Genomic DNA, 16,464 nt, shown 5'->3' with positions numbered 1-16,464 from the left:
GAGCCATCACCATAATGTATAGATGCATAGCCTTTACCGCTTAATTATCTTTTTATTGGTTTCACTTACTCAGTAAGATGCATCTTCAATGCGACGCAAGTGACGACTATATTTTAGGGTGTCAATAAAGCCATCCACCAGAGACTCAGATTGTGCCTGAATATTAAAACTCTCTGGTGCAAATAACCAGTTTTCAAGCAACCCGGTCATTAATGCCCTTAACATGATGGCTGAACGCCTTATATCAAGATTATAAGGTAGCTCTCCTGACTGAATACACATAACCAACATGTCTTCTATTTTTTGATAATCAGAAATACAGACTTCTCTAATCTGTTCAGCTAGTGAAGACATTTCTCCAACAAACTCACATTTATGGAAAAATATTTCCATTAATAAACGATTTTGAGAATCAGTCGTCATGACTTTTAGTAGAAAAATTAATATATATCGCAATACGAGGAGTGGATTATTAGGATATTTTGCCTGATACTCTTTCTCTAACGCGTCTATTTTGTTTGCTGGCATTTTGCACACAGCAAAAAGCAAATCAGTTTTATTTTTAAAGTGCCAGTAAATTGCACCTCGCGTTACACCCGCTGCAACCGCGATTTCAGACAATGATGTTGCAGACACACCACGCTCAGAAAAAACCTTTATCGCGGCTTCGATAATGTGTTGGCGGGTTTCGTTAGCTTGCTGTTTAGTTTTTCGTGCCATTTTCATGCCATAAACTTTGTTTTTGACTCAAGGCTGATTTACATACATTCATGTATGTTTGTACTATAGCACCGCTCATTAATGAAGTAATAATTTCACTCGTTAACGCTCATAAAGCTCGAGAGTTTACATTGAAAAATTGAGGTTTACTTATGCTAAAAAACAGAGGGGTTTTGCCTCTGGCCACATTACTGGTACTTTCAGGCAGCTTCATTCTCTCAGGATGTAACGATAATCAAAATACTCAGCAAAGGGCTGCTGGCGAGCAGGCTCCTGAAGTCGGTATCGTGACGCTCAAAGCTGAACCTCTGACAGTCATCACTGAATTGCCGGGTAGAACTTCAGCTTTCCGAGTTGCCGAAGTCCGTCCCCAAGTCAGTGGCATCATTCTGAAACGTAACTATAAAGAAGGTAGTGATATCACCGCCGGAGAATCACTCTATCAAATTGATCCAGCAAGCTATCAGGCTGATTACAATAAAGCCAAAGCAAACTTGGCCAGAGCGACAGCAAATGAAAACGTCGGCCATTTAACTGTTGAACGCTATAAGCCACTGCTGGGGACACAATATGTCAGTAAGCAGGAATTTGATAAAGCTAACTCTGACTACGCTCAGGCTGTCGCAGATGTTCAGTCTGCTAAAGCAGCGCTGGAAAGTGCCCGTATCAATTTAGCCTATACCAAAGTCACTGCGCCTATCTCCGGACGTATAGGTAAATCGGCAGTTTCTGAAGGTGCTTTGGTTTCTGCCGGTCAGACAACGGCACTGACGAGTGTTCAGCAATTGGATCCGATTTATGTTGATATCACCCAATCCAGTGATGATTATCTGCGACTTAAAAATGAAATCGCAAAAGGTACGATTCAGCGAGAAAACGGCAAGCCCAAAATTCATTTAGTCACAGATACAGGAATGGAGTACAGCCAGACGGGCCACCTTGAGTTTTCTGATATTACCGTTGAGGAAACAACAGGCACCATCACAATGCGCGCAGTTTTCCCAAATCCGAATGAAGAACTACTTCCGGGTATGTTTGTCCGTACCAAGCTGGAGGAAGGTGTTCGCCATAATGCGATTCTGGTCCCACAACAAGCTATTTCCAGAACGCCTCGTGGGCAGGCAACAGCACTGATTGTTGATAAAGATAACAAGGTAGAATTGCGTTATCTCAAAGCCCCTCAGGCAATTGGTAATAAGTGGCTCGTCACTGAAGGGTTGAAGGCCGGGGATAAAGTGATTGTCACAGGTCTGTTTAAAGCTGCGCCGGGAGCTACTGTTCAGCCAACAGAAGTGGATCTGGATGCCAAACCTGAAACAAATAAAACTGAATCAGCCAAAAAATCTCAATAAAGGAGTTGGGGATTCATGCCTAAGTTTTTTATAGAACGACCAATCTTTGCATGGGTAATTGCGATTATCACCATGCTCGCTGGTCTGTTGGCGATAATGAAATTACCTGTGGAGCAATATCCTGCCATTGCTCCTCCATCGATTGTTATTTCGGCCTCTTACCCTGGAGCTGACGCAATAACGTTACAAAATACGGTCACTCAGGTTATCGAGCAAAATATGAATGGTATCGATAACCTTGTGTATATGTCTTCCAACAGCGACTCAGCAGGCCGTACTAGTATCACTCTTACTTTTGAAGCAGAAACCAATGCTGATACAGCTCAGGTTCAGGTACAAAATAAACTACAGCAGGCGCTCCCTCTGTTACCTCAGGAGGTCCAACAACAAGGTGTTAGCGTTGAGAAGACAACCAGCTCATTTTTAATGGTTGCGGGTTTCATTTCTGAGAATAATACCATGTCTCAGGAGGACATTTCCGATTACGTTGGAGCCAATGTCAAAGATTCCCTGAGCCGCGTGGCTGGAGTGGGTGAAGCCATGCTTCTTGGTACTCAGTATGCCATGCGTATCTGGCTCGATCCCGATAAACTGGTCAACTATAAAATGACTGCGCTGGATGTCATGAAGAGCATTAAGGAGCAGAATAATCAGGTTGCCGCCGGACAATTAGGGGCAACGCCTTCTGTTCCCGGTCAGCGTCTGAATGTTTCTATTATTGCCCAGACTCGCCTGAGCTCTCCTGAGCAGTTTAGTCGGATCCTGCTGCGTGTTACTCCTGATGGTTCCAAAATCACTCTAGCCGATGTTGCCACTGTTGAACTCGGTGCCCAGCACTATAGTTTTCTTGCCCGATTTAATGGTAAACCGGCATCAGGTATAGGTATCAAATTAGCAACAGGTGCCAACGCGCTGGATACTTCTAAAGCCGTCAAGAAAGCACTGTCAGAGATGCAGCCTTACTTTCCGCATGGCTTAAATGTTGTGTACCCATATGACACCACCCCTTTCGTTAAGATTTCTATTTTCGAAGTGGTGAAAACACTGATAGAAGCTATCCTGTTGGTATTTGTTGTCATGTACCTGTTCCTGCAAAACTTCCGGGCTACACTGATCCCAACCATTGCTGTTCCGGTCGTATTGCTGGGTACATTTGCTGTTCTGGCTGCATTTGGTTATTCCATCAATACATTAACCATGTTCGCTATGGTATTGGCCATCGGTCTGCTTGTTGATGACGCAATCGTCGTAGTAGAAAACGTCGAACGTGTCATGCAGGAAGAAGGGCTTTCACCAAAAGAAGCAACAAAAAGATCAATGGGACAGATCCAAAGTGCTCTGGTCGGTATCGCGCTGGTTCTTTCCGCAGTATTTGTTCCGATGGCATTCTTTGGTGGCGCAACAGGGGCAATCTATCGCCAGTTCTCCATCACCATCGTCTCGGCAATGATCTTGTCTGTATTTGTTGCCCTAATCCTGACGCCAGCACTTTGTGCAACGATGCTTAAGCCGATTGCCAAAGGCAGCCACGGTATTCAGACAGGTTTCTTTGGCTGGTTTAACCGTTTATTCGAAAAAAGCACTCATCATTATACTGACAGTGTCGGGCGTATGCTGCGCGGTACAAGGCGTTATCTGTTGATTTATGTCGTGCTCATCGCAGGAACGGCTTTGTTATTCATTCGTATCCCGGCATCTTTCCTTCCAGAAGAAGATCAGGGTGTATTGCTGGCAATGGTTCAGTTACCTCCCGGCTCGACTCAGGAGCAAACACAGAAGGTACTGAATGAAATTAATGATTACTTCCATACCAATGAAAAAGACGTTGTTCAGTCTGTATTTACCTTAAACGGCTTTGGTTTCGCCGGTCAGGGGCAAAATATGGGGCTGGCGTTTGTCAGCTTAAAAGACTGGGATGAACGTAAGAAAGACAAAGATAAGGTTCCGGCAATTGTAAACCGAGCTAATATTCGTTTTTCACAAATAAAAGAAGGAATGGTATTCGCATTTAACATTCCGTCTATCGTGGAATTAGGCTCTGCCAGTGGTTTTGACTTCCAGTTAATTGATAAAGGAAACCTTGGGCATGAAGCACTAACAAATGCCCGTAATCAGTTACTGGGCATGGCGGCTCAAAATTCAGATATACTGACCGGTGTGCGTCCTAATGGTCAGAATGATACGCCTCAATATCGCTTCTACATTGATCAGGAAAAAGCAGAAGCACAGGGTGTCTCCATCAATGACATTAATATCACGCTCAGTACAATGTTTGGTGGTACTTATGTGAATGATTTTATTGATCGTGGCCGTATTAAGCAGGTCTACGTTCAGGCTGATGCCCGTTTCCGTATGCTGCCAAAAGATATTGCCAAATTATATGTCCGGAACCTCTACGGTGAAATGGTGCCATTTTCTACATTCATGGATACTACCAAAGAACCTTGGATCTACGGTCCTCCGCGCCTTGAACGCTATAACGGATTACCATCCATGGAAATTGTTGGTGAAGCCGTACTTGGAAAAAGTACTGGTGAAGCAATGGCTTTGATGGAAAAACTTGCGTCACAATTGCCGGCGGGTATTGGCTATGACTGGACGGGAATGTCTTATCAGGAACGACTTTCAGGTAATCAGGCTCCGGCTTTATATGCCCTGTCTCTGCTTGTGGTATTCCTCTGTCTGGCAGCCCTGTATGAAAGCTGGTCCATACCATTCTCTGTAATGTTGGTTGTTCCATTAGGTGTTATTGGTGCATTACTGGCAACCTTTATGCGTGGTATGGATAATGACGTCTACTTTAAAGTTGGTTTGCTGACAACAATCGGCCTGTCTGCAAAAAATGCCATCCTTATTGTTGAATTCGCCAAGGACTTGATGGAAAAAGACGGCAAAGGACTTATTGAATCAACGATGGAAGCAGTCAGAATGCGCTTACGCCCTATTCTGATGACATCTCTGGCGTTCATGTTAGGTGTCATGCCTCTAGTACTGAGCAACGGTGCAGGCTCCGGTGCTCAAAATGCCGTAGGAACTGGCGTACTGGGTGGAATGATTGCTGCGACATCTCTGGCTATTTACTTCGTCCCTGTATTCTTCGTTGTGATTAAACGCCGTTTTAGCAAAAAAAATGAGGATACTGAACACATTTCATCTCCTCATTAAATTCAATAAATAACTTTAAAGGCCACTCCGGTGGCCTTTAATATTGGACAAATGGCATTAGATGAAAAATTTTTTCACTGATATTTCAACAAAAGACAAACACTCTTACAGTAAGCAAAATAAATATTTATAAAAAATACCTTACATTTAAAAGTGATACCTTTACGTTTTTTATAATAAAGGGAAGATAAGTCGGGAATTTAGCATCTTTTTCTTCTGATTAGCCATTTAATGATAAAAAATGTTCCCCCACACTGATGACATATGCAATAATGGCATCACTTTCATTTTTAACGCTGCAATACAATTCATATATAGGCCAAACCCAAGTTGCAAGCATAAAGCCGACTTATAAACACTATGATCGATAACTACGTGTAAGATGCTTATGTAAGTGAGTAATGCTAACAGCGCAGCCAGCAAAAAAGTAGCAATTTGAAAGAGGGTAGGTATATAATGATTTGCGTACCTATTGCTATAACAATCACTATATTAGTATAATTCAATATATTCAATGACACATGCGTTTACACCCACCTTTTAGCTGATAGCTAGCCTTTGGCCGAAGCCTGAAGTAAATTGGCAATCGTTTAAATGAACTGGTGGTGAACAGAAAAACAGAGTTTTATTATTAATAAATAATAATCATGTTTTGATAGGCTCAATTTTAAAAGAACGACTATAATAATTGATATGTATAAGCCTTAGTTCAAATAAGCCGTGCGTTGTTTACGGGAGGGTGTTTATGGATGAATATTCACCAAGAAGACATGATATTGCTGAATTAAAGTACTTATGTGAAAATTTAATTCACGAAGCATTTTCAGTGTTGAATCGCACTGATAATCATTGGATCAATGATCTGACTTCCGAAAAAAACTTAAGACTAAACGAATTGATTGAGCACATTACGGCGTTTGTCTGGAGTTTTAAAATTAAATATACTGATAACTACAATCTCAGTACCTTAATTGATAAATATCTGGATGAAACATATAATTTGTTTGGTAGTGATAAGATAAGCTTTGTTGAACTAACAAACTGGCAAAGAACAAACGAACACTTAACGAGTATTCTACTACATGATTTGAACGCTTCTTTAAGCAAAATCTGATAAATATATTCTTAACCATTTTTATACCAAATAAGATAAGGCGACCATGACTAAAACTGACTATCTGATGCGTTTGAGAAAATGCACTTCTATTGAAACGCTGGAACGTGTAATTGAAAAAAACAAATATGAGCTTTCGGACGATGAACTGGAATTGTTCTATTCCGCAGCTGACCACCGTCTGGCTGAACTGACCATGAATAAACTCTATGACAAAATCCCATCGTCTGTCTGGAAATTTGTTCGATAATACGTTGTCGTGATCAGATAGGAAGTAGTGAAGGCCGGTAACTATTATCGGCTCCCCATATACTGGTTATTTCTTGATTAAACTGAATATGGGATGAGAATAGCGGACCGAAAAAATGGGTGAGGGCTCTATCAGCGACATCCCAGCACACACATCCCCTGCTATGGCTGCTTCTTTCCAGATCTGACCAAGTTAACAAGTTAGCATTGCGGGAGAACCAATAGAGCCCTCATTGACGTTTGCTTTTAACTTCAAAGCGGCGCTCATTATCTAGCATACTATTAAAAATAGCAAGCCACTCTAGTCTAAATGTCTATTTATTAGACATAACACAGCCCCAGTGACAACTCATTTATTTTACTGAATCGCATTACCACAGTGCTAATTGCAGACTCTCACAAGAGCCAGAGCGGTTATGTATCTTTTCTATACACAATGAATTTTAAAGTTCATCAATGGTGACCAAAGAATCCCCCTACAACATAAATAACCGAACCGTATGTTGATACCAGAGTAAATGCCACCAACAAAAGAGGCAACCAGGAAAGGTGGAGAGTATAATTCATGAAAATTATAATCATGCTCTTAATTAAAATAACAAATAAAATAGTTTAATAAGATTACTCACTAGCGGCTTTCTATTTAAATAGATTTAATCAACACCATATTAAAAAAATGATATTTAAAGAATTACACTTAAAAAATTATTGCTCAGGCACAGTAAAACAATCATTAAACTAAATAACCAACCAATAAAAATGACTAATACGATTATAAGTGTAACAATCAATAAATAAATTCGATAACATAAAATATCAATTTAAAATTATGTATATCAATGGATTTCATCAGTGTTTCGGTAGCAAGGGAAAGAAGAGCTAACCGGAACCAACCAGAGGCTGGCCTCCGGTGAGAGGCTTAATCCTCTAATTAGTCTCTGGAAACGTCGTAGACAGCTGTATGTTAAAAAACGGTAGTGGGAAAGCAACACATCAATTGTAGGCACTTTCTCCATGTGCAGTAATATCTAACCCTTCTCTTTCTGATTCAATACTGATGCGTAACCCGATTGCCTTATCAGCAATCTTGAATGAGAGATAAGCGGCTAGAGCTGACCAGATAACACACACCAAAATGCTAACCGCCTGTACACCAACCTGCTTTAGCATCGTCATACCTTCCGAAAACCCGGTTCCGCCCAAAGTAGACGCAGTAAAAATACTCGTTAATAAACAACCAATAATGCCGCATACGCCATGAACACCAAAAACATCACAGACATCATCGACACGCAACCAGCGTTTTAATACAACAACACCCCATAAACCAGTGATACCAGCGATTATTCCAATCACCAGAGCCCCCCCAATGCCAACAGTCGCAGCTGCGGGGGTTATGGCAACAAGCCCGGCAATACAGCCAGAGCATGCGCCTAAAAGAGAGGGTTTATTGCGGAATACCCATTCTGAAAAAACCCATGACAACACGGCTCCTGCCGTTGCTACCATTGTATTCACAAGTGCCAATGCTGCAATAGCATTTACCGCTCCAGCCGAGCCGACATTGAATCCAAACCAGCCAATATAAAGGATCGCCGTGCCAATAAAAGTCATTGGCAGGTTATGCGGTTTAAAGGATTCCTTGCCAAACCCAGAGCGTTTCCCTAGTAAGTAAGCACCAACTAAACCTGCAACAGCTGCATTAATGTGCACAACTGTTCCACCAGCAAAATCCAGAGCTCCATCCTGAGCCAGCCAACCACCACCCCACACCATATGAACCATAGGAATATAAGAAGCAGTAAACCACAATACTATGAAAATCAGTAACGCAGAAAAACGGACTCTTTCACACAAAGCTCCAACAATTAAAGCCACAGTTATACAGCCAAATGCCCCCTGAAAAACGACATAAATTAATTGATAGAAACTACCACTTAAATCAGTGATGGATATATCTTTCAGCATAACTTGCTTAAACCCACCGAAAAAAGGGTTCCCAGCTTCAAAAGAAAGACTATAACCATAAATAATCCAAAGAACCCACACGAGTGAAAAACTGACAATCACTTGTGACATCAATGACAAAACATTCTTACGGCGCAACAATCCACCATAGAATAAAGCAATACCGGGTATAGTCATAAAAATCACAAGGATTGTATTTATCAACATAAATACAGTATCAGCTTTATCTACCGAATTTCCCGCCGCAAAAGCACAAGAAGAAACTCCAGCCACAATGCTGGCCATCATTAATTGCAGTTTTCTCATTTCTCTTCCCCCATTCACAATGCCGCATCATTAACTTCACCTGTCCTAATCCTGACGGCATGCTGTAATTCAAAAACAAAGATCTTGCCATCACCCATTTTTCCCGTGAAAGCAGCCTGCTTTATCACATGAATAATTTCTTCTACTCGTTCATCATGAGTGGCAATATCAAGTTTTACTTTTGGTAGGAAGTTGACACTGTACTCAGCTCCCCGATAAAGCTCTGAATGGCCTTTTTGACGACCAAAACCCTTTACTTCAGTGATAGTCATGCCCTGTATGCCTATATCTGAAAGGGCTTCCCTTACCTCTTCTAATTTAAAAGGCTTAATGATGGTAGTGATCAACTTCATATCTCCCCCGCTTTTTATCTGTACTTACCAAATAGTATTTACAAGAATGAATTACAGGAGATAGTTGCAAAGGGAATGCCAAAAATTAAAAGTTATTTTTAGCCAAAGAGTTATAAATGAATTGTACTGAAAGAAGATGTGAGAACGGGAGTAACTTGTTCAGCCACTCCCGATATGCACACTAAATGTGCAGAGGTTCGTTTAATGTTTCGCCTACTTGTTGCAGCTGATACATCTGGTAATAACGACCACGCCTTTCCAGTAGCTGTTGATGCTGCCCCTGCTCTACAATTGCACCACGATGCAGCACAAATATGGAATCAGCCTCAACAATCGTTGAAAGACGATGCGCTATAACTACCAAGGTTGTCTGTTTGCGGATCATCCGTAATGCCTGTTGAACGGATTGTTCTGTTCCTGAATCAATATTTGCTGTCGCTTCATCCAGAATCAGAATTTGTGGTGTTTGCACCAAGACCCGGGCCATTGCTAAAAGTTGTTTTTGCCCGGCAGAAAGCGTATTCCCCTGCTCTCCCAGTCTTGAATAAATACCTTCAGGTAATTTTCGTACAAACCCAGCCAGTTGCACAACCTCCAGTACCTGCCAGACTTTTTCCTCACAAATATCTCGTCCTAAAGTGATATTATCGAAAAATGAGGTAGCCAGAATAACAGGATCCTGCTGAACCATTGCCACACCATTGCGCAAGGTGGTATGAGAAAGAGAAGATACCGACCGCCCATCAAGATAAATTTCACCACTTTGCCATGGGTAATACCCCATCAACAAATTAGCCAGTGTACTTTTACCACTGCCAGTATGCCCAACTAAAGCAATAAAACCCCGTGATGGTACATGCAGATTGATATTATCTAACACAACTTTGTCATTACGATAAGCAAAGCTTAAATTTTCAACATCAATTCTGCCACTCGTTAGAATCTGTTTATCAACACCATACTGCTGCTGAGGGCTATCCATTAATTCAAAAACGCGCTCACCTGAAACCACCGCCTGCTGTAATAGCGACTGCTGCGCTGTCAGTTCAATCAGTGGCTCATTCAAGCGTCCAAGGTAACTGATAAATGCATACAATACCCCTACCCCAATAAAGTCTGTTCCCTGAAAACCAAACAACAGTAATAAACCACACAATACTGCAGCAGAAAACAGGCTCAACAAAGGCCTTAACAGAACGCCATCCAAGCGCAACGCTTGCATTCGCGCCTGATAGTGAGCCCGGTTAGTAGCAAACAGTTTCTCACCAAAGCGCGCCTGCTGACGAAACTGCTGGATGACAGTCATACCATTAATGGCTTCATTAAAAACATTATTAATGTCAGCAAGGTACCCTCTTACCCGCCGAATAATAGGCGTACTGAAACGCTGATAAAGTATCATGACCAGAAAAACAGCAGGGAAGATAGTCAGCGCAACACTCGCCATACGCCAGTCTAAAAAGAACATTGCCATTAGCATTGCGCCAATCAGTGCAACACTACGAAAAACCGTAGGAATGACATTCACAAACAGATCTTTGATAACTTCCGTATCATTTGTCACACGGGAAATTAATTGCCCGACAGGTTGGCTATCAAAAGTACTTAGCGGCTGACGCAGAGCTGAATCCATAACATCTGTTCGAATTTGCTGCACTACTCCTACAGATGCCTGATTAAACAGTAGAGATTGGAAATAATGTAATGCAGCAGCCACCACCTGCAATATCAAAAATACAGCCGCAAGGCCACTGGCAATACCAAGCGGGATGTGGCCGGTTGAAACCATATTATCGATAAAATAACTGATGAGCATTGGACCACTGACTTCTGCCAGAGCAGCTACCCATAACATAATTACAGCCAGAACAATGGGCTTGCGATGATGTTTACTGTAAGACAGCAGGCGCTTTAAAGACGGCCAGAGTTTTCGTGTATTAGGCTTTTCCATACCAGTGTTACTCATATTCACCATCCAATGCAGCTTCAAGTTGTTGGTATTGGTACATTTCTGAATACCAACCAGATTGTGCAATGAGCTTTTTATGCTGCCCCTGTTGAGAAGTCATGCCATTTTGCATAACCAGAATATTATCAGCTTCTACTAACGCGGATAATCGGTGCGCACTAATAATAACAGTACGCTGCTGCCGCCATTGACTGAGGTTTTTCATGATCTGATGCTCAGTCTGGCCATCTACAGCAGAAAGGGCATCATCCAAAATCAAAATTTCTGCATCTAATAGAAGTGCTCTTGCGATAGAGATGCGTTGCTTTTGACCGCCAGAAAGCATCACACCCCGCTCTCCAACTTCTGTTTGATAACCTTGTGGTAATCGCAGAATATCATCATGAACATTTGCTAAACGGGCAACTTCCTCAATTTGTTCTTGAGTAGCATCTGGGCGCCCTAAAGCAATATTCCCTGAAACCGTATCTGAAAACAAAAAAGGTGTCTGGTTCACAACAGCCAGCCGTGAGCGCCATTCATCCATCCTCAATGTAGAAACATTTTGGGACTGGAATAGAATTTCACCATCAGTAATATCAAACTGACGTTGCAATACAGCGAGTAATGTACTTTTTCCTGACCCAGTCGGCCCACAAATGCCTAATAACTGCCCCGGCAATAACTGAAAATAGATATTCTGCAAAACAGGTTCACTATAACCGGGATAAATAAAGGTGTTGATATCAGCAGTTAATGTGCCACGCACCGCAGATAAGGAGTGTGAACCGTCTTCGATCACCAAAGGCTCCTGTAACAGACTGAGAATACGCGTATAGGCCGCACTACCACGCTCAACAATGTTGAACATCCATGCCAGCGCTAACATAGGCCAAATCATCAATCCTAAGTACATGACAAAGCTTGTCAGCTCCCCCAGTGTCAGAGAACCATTTACTACCATCCAGCTTCCTCCACCGACTGCCAGTAAGTTAGAAAAACCGATGGCAATAAAGATAGTGGGATCAAAACGAGCATCGACTCGTGCAACACGCATATTTTTGCGGCCAGCTTCGGTGGCTACTTCTTCAAACTGACTGGATTGTAGGTCTTCCAATCCAAAAGCTTTGATCATTCGAATACTGGTTAAACTTTCCTGAGCATGGTTATTCAGTGCAGAAAAAGCACCTTGGGCTAATTTAAAACGATGGTGAAGCTGTTGACCGTACCGTTTAATTACTAATGCCATAATAGGCATAGGTAGCAATGATAATAGAGTCAATTGCCAGCTTATCTCTACGCTCATCACAATAAGTACAGCGCATCCCATGACTAAGGCATCAACGAAAGTAAGTACTCCCTCACCTGCTGCAAAAACAACTCTATCAACGTCATTTGTTGACCGGGCAATTAAATCCCCCGTTCTGTGACGTAAATAAAATTCAGGATCCTGACGGCTCAATCTCTGGTAAAAATCACTACGCAGCTTAACAGCCAAACGATAAGAAGCTCCAAATAACCATACCCGCCAAACGTATCGCAGGCCATATATAGCTACGGCTATAACGAGCATGATGCCTATCCACATCAATAACTGATTGGATGACATTGTTTTGGTACTGACGCCATCAACAATAATTCCAACCAGACGTGGGGGAATTAATTGCAATATCGCAACCATCACCAAAAAAATAATGGCTCCTAAATAGCGGCGCCATTCACTAAGAAAATACCAACGTAATTGAGAAAATAATCTCACAAAACTATTCCCGAGGTAAAAAATGAAAGGATCAGCGCCCACTTCACCAAAGAGATTTTAGTCATTGTCTAATCTGGTATAGGTAACGCCGTTGTATATTTTATTTTTTCCATTGCAAAGTTTGAGGTTACATCTATCAAGCCAGGTATCCCATTAACCATGCGTTTGTAGAACCGATCATAACTTTTCATATCAACAACTTCTACATGCATTAAATAATCATATTCTCCAGCCATACGATAGAACGTCAAAACCTCCGGCATCTCTTTAACAAAAGTAACAAACTGTTCATACCACTCACTACTGTGTTGCTGAGTTTTTATCATGACAATCACAGTCAGGCCTAATCCAAGCTTCTCTCCATTAAGCAACGCAACTTTTCCAACGATATATCCTTCATCTTCAAGCCGTTTAAGACGTTTCCAGCAAGGTGTAGAAGTCAAATTAACGGCTTCTGCCAATGTATTCAAGGACAGACTACAGTCCTGTTGGAGCAGCTTTAATAACTTGCGGTCTGTTTTATCTAACATACCTATATCCTGTAGAAAATTTTCCTAAAAATAAAGAACAGCTTCAAAAAGATAACAACCTATTTCTCCAAATGTAAGAGTATTCTATACATTGAAAATATATTTTACCCAGGGTCAATTTATGTCATCTTTATGGGCTGCTAATGCCATAAAATCTATTCAAGCTGATTATCAACGTAGTGCTGATACCCATCTAATTAAACTCAATCTACCTATGTTTCCAGAGATTGATCTGTATCTTAAAGATGAAAGTACTCATCCTACCGGTAGCCTTAAACACCGACTGGCTCGCTCACTTTTCCTTTATGCACTCAGTAATGGCTGGATAGATGAAGGAACACCCATTATTGAAGCCTCATCCGGCAGCACCGCTGTTTCTGAAGCTTACTTTGCCCGTTTACTTGGCCTGCCTTTTATTGCAGTAATGCCTACCTGTACAGCTAAACGCAAAATTCAGGAAATAGAATTTTACGGTGGAAAATGTCACTTTGTAGAACATTCAGCCCTAATTTATGAAGAGTCAGAACGTCTGGCAAAAGAATTGAATGGCCATTATATGGATCAATTCACTTATGCTGAACGCGCAACTGACTGGCGAGGTAACAATAACATTGCCGAAAGCATTTTCCGCCAGATGGAATTAGAGCCCTTTCCTGAACCGACTTATATTGTGATGGGAGCAGGAACTGGCGGAACCTCCGCAACACTGGGCCGTTATATGCGCTATCAGGGACACGCTACCAAGCTTATTGTTGTTGATCCTGAAAACTCCGTTTTCTATGATTGCTACCAACAGAATTGTCGACAAATCCGTAGCAGTGCCAGCAGTAGAATCGAAGGTATTGGACGCCCTCGCGCTGAACCTTCTTTTATACCCGATGTAATCAATGGCATGATGCAAGTTCCTGATTGTGCGTCTATCGCCACTATCCACTGGCTGGAAAAACTCATTGGCAGAAAAACAGGCGCCTCAACAGGAACCAATGTCTGGGGAGCTTTACAGTTAGCCAAGCGAATGCATGATAACAACCAGCAAGGTTCCATCGTGACTTTGTTATGTGATAGCGGCGAACGCTACCTTGATACCTATTACAATCCTGACTGGGTAAAAAATAATATCGGTGACCTCACGCAATATCTCACACAACTACCCAAATTAAATAGTTATGAGTAACATACCTTCTTCAATTTAAAAAGGTAGGTATCATGAAACGAGCCGTTGTTGTATTCAGTGGTGGACAAGATTCCACAACTTGCTTAATTCAGGCACTCCGCCAATATGATGAAGTCCATTGTGTCACTTTTGACTATGGTCAACGCCACCGTGCTGAGATTGATGTTGCCAGCCGCATCAGTAAAGAGCTTGGTGCAGCCGCCCATAAGGTACTTGATGTTACTTTATTGAATGAGCTTGCAGTCAGCAGCCTGACAAGAGATAACATTCCTGTACCCGATTTTAGTGAAAGCGAAAAAAATGGCCTACCAAATACGTTTGTTCCTGGCCGCAATATACTGTTCTTAACTCTGGCTGCAATTTATGCATATCAGGTTGAGGCTGAAGCCGTTATTACTGGCGTTTGTGAAACTGATTTTTCCGGTTACCCTGACTGCCGTGATGAGTTTGTCAAATCCCTGAACAATGCGGTCTGTCTCGGCATCGCTCGCAACATACGCTTTGAAACTCCCCTAATGTGGCTCAACAAAGCAGAAACCTGGGCGTTAGCGGATTATTACCAAAAACTGGGCTTTGTTCGTTCCCAGACTCTCACTTGCTATAACGGTATACAGGGCGATGGCTGTGGTGAGTGCGCAGCCTGCCATCTTCGTGCTAACGGATTAAATGTTTATTTAAATAATGCCGAGTCGACAATGGCAGAAATGAAATCCAAAACTCAACTGAACTAATACAAATAATTCAGTCTATCAGTGGGAGATACCAAAAATCTCTCACTTTACTGTTTCATTTTTAAACTCATTTAATCTTTCGCGTAATTCACCTTCAAGCACTAACGTTTGTTGTGTCTTTAAATCAACGCAAACAAATGTACTCAAAGCATCAGCGATAACCCTGTTATCTCCTTTACGTATAATTTTCTGAAAAAAAGTACCACTTTTGTTACGTAATTCCTGCATGGATGAATGCACTTCCAATTCATCTCCTAGCACGGCTGGATGACGATAGTTAATATTAATATTGGCTACAATAAAAGCAACTTTATTATTATTTAACCACTGCAACGTGTCACTGTCAGAAAACAAATCCCAACGAGCAGCCTCCATAAACTCTAAGTAACGCCCATTATTTACATGTTGGAAAACATCAATATGATAACCTCTGACTTTGATAATTGTACTCATGACTCTTTTCCTTAAACTCATCTGACCAGAAAGTGATTAACAATAGCAGAACATTTTAATTACAATAATGTTTAATCAATGATTCTTGATCAGTATCACAGCCCCCTTGATAAAATCATTTGCGTATTTACCAAGAAGGCTTTTAATCAGTGAATTAATTTATCTCGATTTTTTTCTATAAATGCTGGACCAATACCTTGCACTTCCTGTAGCTGCTCAATGGCTGTAAATGAGCCATATTTTTCACGATACTCAATAATTGCCTGTGCTTTTTTGGCACCAACGCCATTAAGTTCTTTCGCTAATTGTTCAGCACTCGCTGTATTGATATTGACTTTTCCTGAAAGCGTTTTTTCTTCCTTGTTATTTAATTCACTTTTTTCAGCCGTTATCTTATGAGGGTCAGTTGGTTGAACCTGTGCTGTTTTATTAACAAGCTCTCCTGCTGCAACAGCGTAAGACAATGGCATACTGATACCCAAAATAAGAACAAATGAATTAAATAGTCCCTTTAGATACTTCATAAAAATTCCTCCATGTTTTGTTGACGGATAAAAGAGTGCCATAACAAAATTTCAACACAACAGGGAAGATCCAGATATGCGAAAGGCCACGAAAGTGGCCTTTTTCAATTACTATTTT

14 protein-coding genes and 1 other RNA gene are annotated in these 16,464 nt (G+C 41.4%); 6 read left to right on the top strand and 9 right to left on the bottom strand.

Annotated elements, in window-relative coordinates:
• Positions 1-69: 69 nt before the first annotated feature.
• The gene (gene acrR / locus AACX38_RS03440) at positions 70-720 is read right to left on the bottom strand and encodes a multidrug efflux transporter transcriptional repressor AcrR (RefSeq protein ID WP_228863546.1); all 651 of its coding nucleotides are present in this window, start codon (positions 718-720) and stop codon (positions 70-72) included.
• Positions 721-872: 152 nt separating this feature from the next.
• Here acrR and AACX38_RS03435 point away from each other — a divergent pair, with 152 nt between their 5' ends.
• The 4 genes from AACX38_RS03435 (at position 873) to AACX38_RS03420 (ending at position 6,601) form a co-directional block, all read left to right on the top strand.
• Positions 873-2,072, top strand: a complete 1,200-nt coding sequence (locus AACX38_RS03435) for an efflux RND transporter periplasmic adaptor subunit (protein WP_099122227.1) — start codon at positions 873-875, stop codon at positions 2,070-2,072.
• A 15-nt stretch (positions 2,073-2,087) separates the two neighbouring features.
• On the top strand, positions 2,088-5,237 hold the full coding sequence (locus AACX38_RS03430) for an efflux RND transporter permease subunit (protein WP_228863545.1): 3,150 nt from the start codon (positions 2,088-2,090) through the stop codon (positions 5,235-5,237).
• 745 nt (positions 5,238-5,982) lie between these two features.
• The gene (gene tomB / locus AACX38_RS03425; RefSeq protein ID WP_099111573.1) at positions 5,983-6,351 is read left to right on the top strand and encodes an Hha toxicity modulator TomB; all 369 of its coding nucleotides are present in this window, start codon (positions 5,983-5,985) and stop codon (positions 6,349-6,351) included.
• Positions 6,352-6,397: 46 nt separating this feature from the next.
• Positions 6,398-6,601: an HHA domain-containing protein gene (locus tag AACX38_RS03420; protein WP_010845060.1), complete on the top strand. Its 204-nt coding sequence runs from the start codon at positions 6,398-6,400 to the stop codon at positions 6,599-6,601.
• 126 nt (positions 6,602-6,727) lie between these two features.
• Here AACX38_RS03420 and ffs read toward each other — a convergent pair.
• From ffs to AACX38_RS03390, 6 genes are all read right to left on the bottom strand, one after another.
• Positions 6,728-6,824: signal recognition particle sRNA small type (ffs, locus tag AACX38_RS03415), an RNA gene on the bottom strand.
• A gap of 769 nt (positions 6,825-7,593) precedes the next feature.
• On the bottom strand, positions 7,594-8,874 hold the full coding sequence (amtB, locus tag AACX38_RS03410; protein ID WP_228863544.1) for an ammonium transporter AmtB: 1,281 nt from the start codon (positions 8,872-8,874) through the stop codon (positions 7,594-7,596).
• Between the two features lie 14 nt (positions 8,875-8,888).
• Positions 8,889-9,227 carry a P-II family nitrogen regulator gene (gene glnK / locus AACX38_RS03405; RefSeq protein ID WP_099123909.1) on the bottom strand — a complete coding sequence of 113 codons (339 nt, stop codon included), beginning with the start codon at positions 9,225-9,227 and terminating at the stop codon, positions 8,889-8,891.
• A 181-nt stretch (positions 9,228-9,408) separates the two neighbouring features.
• Positions 9,409-11,202, bottom strand: coding sequence for a SmdB family multidrug efflux ABC transporter permease/ATP-binding protein (locus tag AACX38_RS03400; RefSeq protein ID WP_304957140.1), 1,794 nt, complete (start codon positions 11,200-11,202; stop codon positions 9,409-9,411).
• On the bottom strand, positions 11,186-12,934 hold the full coding sequence (locus AACX38_RS03395) for a SmdA family multidrug ABC transporter permease/ATP-binding protein (protein ID WP_228863543.1): 1,749 nt from the start codon (positions 12,932-12,934) through the stop codon (positions 11,186-11,188). Before AACX38_RS03395 ends, AACX38_RS03400 begins: the two co-directional genes overlap by 17 nt.
• Positions 12,935-13,002: 68 nt before the next feature.
• On the bottom strand, positions 13,003-13,464 hold the full coding sequence (locus tag AACX38_RS03390) for an Lrp/AsnC family transcriptional regulator (protein ID WP_099122221.1): 462 nt from the start codon (positions 13,462-13,464) through the stop codon (positions 13,003-13,005).
• Positions 13,465-13,585: 121 nt separating this feature from the next.
• On the opposite strand from AACX38_RS03390, the gene AACX38_RS03385 reads away from it, so the two are divergent.
• Positions 13,586-14,638: a PLP-dependent cysteine synthase family protein gene (locus tag AACX38_RS03385; RefSeq protein WP_228863542.1), complete on the top strand. Its 1,053-nt coding sequence runs from the start codon at positions 13,586-13,588 to the stop codon at positions 14,636-14,638.
• Positions 14,639-14,670: 32 nt separating this feature from the next.
• Complete coding sequence (gene queC / locus AACX38_RS03380) at positions 14,671-15,369, top strand: 7-cyano-7-deazaguanine synthase QueC (protein ID WP_228863541.1); 699 nt, start codon at positions 14,671-14,673, stop codon at positions 15,367-15,369.
• 42 nt (positions 15,370-15,411) lie between these two features.
• Here the strand turns inward: queC and AACX38_RS03375 are convergent, their stop codons facing one another.
• Entirely contained in the window at positions 15,412-15,822 is a 411-nt protein-coding gene (locus AACX38_RS03375) for an acyl-CoA thioesterase (protein WP_099122218.1), read from the bottom strand.
• A 146-nt stretch (positions 15,823-15,968) separates the two neighbouring features.
• Complete coding sequence (locus tag AACX38_RS03370; protein ID WP_228863540.1) at positions 15,969-16,346, bottom strand: ComEA family DNA-binding protein; 378 nt, start codon at positions 16,344-16,346, stop codon at positions 15,969-15,971.
• Between the last annotated feature and the right edge of the window lie 118 nt (positions 16,347-16,464).

This window comes from Xenorhabdus sp. PB30.3 (genome assembly GCF_963895965.1).
In the GTDB taxonomy this organism is placed as follows: Bacteria; Pseudomonadota; Gammaproteobacteria; order Enterobacterales; family Enterobacteriaceae; genus Xenorhabdus; species Xenorhabdus stockiae.
Note: the sequence above shows the minus strand (reverse complement) of the source record. Positions and strands in the feature narration are given on the sequence as shown.

What these genes read in the sequence shown, in the direction of transcription:
- acrR (WP_228863546.1), bottom strand. Translation starts at nt 720, where the DNA reads ATGGCACGAAAAACTAAACAGCAAGCTAACGAAACCCGCCAACACATT.
- AACX38_RS03435 (WP_099122227.1), top strand. Translation starts at nt 873, where the DNA reads ATGCTAAAAAACAGAGGGGTTTTGCCTCTGGCCACATTACTGGTACTT.
- AACX38_RS03430 (WP_228863545.1), top strand. Translation starts at nt 2,088, where the DNA reads ATGCCTAAGTTTTTTATAGAACGACCAATCTTTGCATGGGTAATTGCG.
- tomB (WP_099111573.1), top strand. Translation starts at nt 5,983, where the DNA reads ATGGATGAATATTCACCAAGAAGACATGATATTGCTGAATTAAAGTAC.
- AACX38_RS03420 (WP_010845060.1), top strand. Translation starts at nt 6,398, where the DNA reads ATGACTAAAACTGACTATCTGATGCGTTTGAGAAAATGCACTTCTATT.
- amtB (WP_228863544.1), bottom strand. Translation starts at nt 8,874, where the DNA reads ATGAGAAAACTGCAATTAATGATGGCCAGCATTGTGGCTGGAGTTTCT.
- glnK (WP_099123909.1), bottom strand. Translation starts at nt 9,227, where the DNA reads ATGAAGTTGATCACTACCATCATTAAGCCTTTTAAATTAGAAGAGGTA.
- AACX38_RS03400 (WP_304957140.1), bottom strand. Translation starts at nt 11,202, where the DNA reads ATGGTGAATATGAGTAACACTGGTATGGAAAAGCCTAATACACGAAAA.
- AACX38_RS03390 (WP_099122221.1), bottom strand. Translation starts at nt 13,464, where the DNA reads ATGTTAGATAAAACAGACCGCAAGTTATTAAAGCTGCTCCAACAGGAC.
- AACX38_RS03385 (WP_228863542.1), top strand. Translation starts at nt 13,586, where the DNA reads ATGTCATCTTTATGGGCTGCTAATGCCATAAAATCTATTCAAGCTGAT.
- queC (WP_228863541.1), top strand. Translation starts at nt 14,671, where the DNA reads ATGAAACGAGCCGTTGTTGTATTCAGTGGTGGACAAGATTCCACAACT.
- AACX38_RS03375 (WP_099122218.1), bottom strand. Translation starts at nt 15,822, where the DNA reads ATGAGTACAATTATCAAAGTCAGAGGTTATCATATTGATGTTTTCCAA.
- AACX38_RS03370 (WP_228863540.1), bottom strand. Translation starts at nt 16,346, where the DNA reads ATGAAGTATCTAAAGGGACTATTTAATTCATTTGTTCTTATTTTGGGT.